Here is a 2,999-nt window from a genome sequence, read left to right as displayed (position 1 = left end):
GCGTGCCGACCGTCAGCCTGAGTTTACTCAGATTGATATCGAGGCCTCTTTCATCGACGAAGAACAGATCATGGGTCTGACTCAAGACATGATCAAAGGCATCTTCCAGAAAGAACTGGGCGTGGACCTTGGTGACTTCCCGCGCATGCCGTTCTCTGAAGCCATGAGCAAATACGGTTCTGATAAGCCGGATATGCGTATCCCGATGGAAATCGTCGACGTTGAAGAATTCCTGCAGGATATCGATTTCAAAGTATTTGCTGCTCCGGCAAAAGATCCTAAGTGCCGCGTTGCTGCACTGAAAGTACCGGGCGGCGCTGAGCTGTCACGTAAACAGATCGACGAATACACCAAGTTTGTTGGGATCTACGGCGCCAAAGGTCTGGCATGGATCAAAGTCAACGAACTGGAAAAAGGCGTTGAAGGTCTGCAGTCTCCGATCATCAAGTTTATCGGCGACGACAACACCATGAAGATCATGGAAAAACTCGACGCGAAAAACGGCGACATCGTGTTCTTCGGCGCAGACAAAACCAAAGTGGTTTGTGAAGCACTGGGCGCACTGCGTTGCAAAGTCGCTGAAGACCTGAACATGTACACCAGCGAATGGGCTGCTCTGTGGGTTGTTGATTTCCCGATGTTCGAAGAGAACGACGACGGTTCCATTTCTGCTCTGCACCATCCGTTCACAGCACCAAGCTGCTCACCGGAAGAACTGAAAGCCAACCCGCTGGAAGCTCTGTCACGTGCCTATGACATGGTACTGAACGGTGTGGAACTGGGTGGCGGTTCTATCCGTATTCACGATCAGTCTATGCAGGAAACTGTATTCGAAGTGCTGGGTATTTCTGAAGAAGAACAGCGTGAAAAATTCGGCTTCCTGCTGGATGCACTGAAATTCGGTGCGCCACCACACGGTGGTCTGGCATTCGGTCTGGATCGTCTGATCATGCTGATGACTGGCGCTAACTCTATTCGTGAAGTGATTGCCTTCCCGAAAACTCAGTCGGCAGCCTGTGTGATGACTCAGGCACCGGGTGTGGTAAGTACCGCACAGCTGCGTGATCTGCACATCAAGCTGCGTGAAAAACCTAAAGCTGAATAAGCTGCTGGTTTTATCATGCTGAAAGAACGGGAGCTCTGGCTCCCGTTTTTTATGCGAAAAATAAGGAGAACATGCTGTTATGACTCAACTGACCAACGCTAATCCGGCACTGTTATCACTGACGGAAATTGCCAGCGATGCTCACGCCCGTATTCAGCAGGATTTTGCCGACATTAACCCGGTCATCGGTGTGATGCAGGGCATGCGCAAAATGGGTATTCCGGCGGATGTTATGAGTGTCGATTGCCTGCGCAGCAAAAAACGCATTCTGATCGTACTGCATGATGAACATGCGGGCATTATTCAGTACCAGTACACCTTTACCGATCAGGACCCGGGCGACGATTATCAGGCGATTCAGACCAGCGACTTCAGCAGTGATACTCTGTATCAGTGGATCGCTGACTATTTCCGCGACTGATATTTATGATGGATTTTGAATACGCAGAAACCCTGAAACAGGACTTTGCCGTAGTAGGCGAGTTCTACCGTCTGCGTATTCAACAGCAAACGTTCCTCTGTCGCCGCCGGGCAGAAATTTATCGGGTTACGGCAGAAAAGGGCGATGATCTGTCCACGCCGGATGCCGTCGCCATTCTGATGAATCCGGGCAGTGCCCGTCTTGCTGAGCCGTTAACCGGCGCTGATTTCCCCGAAACTGAGCATGCTGGTTTGCTCTCGTTACAACAAACCAGGCTACAACAAAACAGGTTACAACAAACCAGGCTGCAAAAGCTGAATCCGGATAATACCCAATATCAGTTAATGCGGCTGATGCGGGAAATGGGTTGGCGTCATCTGCGGCTGATTAATCTATCGGATCTGTGTGACGCCAACAGTCAGTCCTTTGCGCAATTATTCCGCCTGGTCGGTGAGCTGGATGGCACTCATCCTGACTCGCTGCTGCACCCACTAAGAAAACGTGAAATGCAGAAGCTGTTGAAGGCGGGTGTTCGTCTTGTTGCATGGGGCTCGAATGCGGTGCTGAAAAATCATGCGCAGTTGTGCCTGCAACAGGTACGGCGTTGTCAGGGACTGGCGCTGGAATATCCCTGGTACCGGTTCGCCAGCCCATATCGTAAAGATCAGAAGCTGAGCTGGTTGCAGGGAATGAAGGATCTGTTAACGGCGAATAACTGATTTCACCCTGAAACCAAAGCCATGAGGTAAAAGGAGAGGCATTAATTTCCGGACGCTGCAGGCAGCGCCCGGTTATAAAAGTCTGAAAAGCGGGTTGTAAAGGGCCGCTTGCAGAAGAAAGCTGAGGAACTCAGCTGTGGTATTGCTTATCCAGCTCAGCCATTTGTTGGTCTTTGTTTTCCCAGATCTCAGTCACCCAATCCTGTACAGCTTTTTTCAGCTGCGGATCGTTCTGGTAATCACCGTGGGCAAATTCAGCAGGAATGGCCTGCTCCTGTACCCGCACAACGCAGCGCTTAAAAGCGCCACACATCATGTCCCAGAAGGTTGGAATGCCATCCGGGTAGTAAATGGTAACGTTAGTCAGAGCGCTGAATTTATCGCCCAATGCCTGAATGGCGAAGGCCAGACCACCGGCTTTCGGTTTCAGCAGATAAGCAAAAGGTGACTGCTGCTGATCGTGTTTTGCCTGGGTAAAACGCGTGCCTTCGAGAAAATTCATCACCGCAGTCGGTACGCGCGAGAATTTTTCACAGGCTTTTTGCGTTTCTTTCATATCATCACCGGCTTTTTCCGGATGTTTAGCGAGAAATTCTTTCGAATAGCGGCGCATAAACGGAAAATCCAGCGCCCACCAGGCCTGACCCACAATAGGAATGTAAGACAGTTCTTTTTTGATGAAGAACTTCAGCAGCGGCACTTTGCGGTGATACAGCTTATACAGCACAAAAATATCCACCCAGCTCTGGTGGTT

4 protein-coding genes are annotated in these 2,999 nt (G+C 50.5%); 3 read left to right on the top strand and 1 reads right to left on the bottom strand.

All coding sequences use genetic code 11. The annotated features are described in order from the left end of the window. The 3 genes from aspS to B2Z72_RS04575 all read left to right on the top strand — a co-directional run. Positions 1–1,105: aspartate--tRNA ligase (aspS, locus tag B2Z72_RS04585; protein WP_297004268.1), on the top strand; the 1,105-nt coding region annotated here is incomplete at its 5' end. Between the two features lie 79 nt (positions 1,106–1,184). Further along, positions 1,185–1,526 (top strand): hypothetical protein, encoded by a 342-nt coding sequence (locus tag B2Z72_RS04580; RefSeq protein ID WP_296984539.1) that lies wholly within the window; start codon positions 1,185–1,187, stop codon positions 1,524–1,526. A 5-nt stretch (positions 1,527–1,531) separates the two neighbouring features. Further along, positions 1,532–2,245, top strand: a complete 714-nt coding sequence (locus B2Z72_RS04575) for a hypothetical protein (RefSeq protein WP_296984538.1) — start codon at positions 1,532–1,534, stop codon at positions 2,243–2,245. A gap of 130 nt (positions 2,246–2,375) precedes the next feature. Here the strand turns inward: B2Z72_RS04575 and B2Z72_RS04570 are convergent. After that, a partial coding sequence (locus B2Z72_RS04570) for an acetyltransferase (RefSeq protein ID WP_297004265.1) occupies positions 2,376–2,999 on the bottom strand: 624 nt, incomplete at its 5' end.

This window comes from Thalassolituus sp. UBA6592, from assembly GCF_002433655.1.
Classification (GTDB): domain Bacteria; phylum Pseudomonadota; class Gammaproteobacteria; order Pseudomonadales; family Oceanobacteraceae; genus Venatoribacter.
This window is presented reverse-complemented; position numbering and strand designations above follow the sequence as displayed.

What these genes read in the sequence shown, in the direction of transcription:
- B2Z72_RS04580 (WP_296984539.1), top strand. Translation starts at nt 1,185, where the DNA reads ATGACTCAACTGACCAACGCTAATCCGGCACTGTTATCACTGACGGAA.
- B2Z72_RS04575 (WP_296984538.1), top strand. Translation starts at nt 1,532, where the DNA reads ATGATGGATTTTGAATACGCAGAAACCCTGAAACAGGACTTTGCCGTA.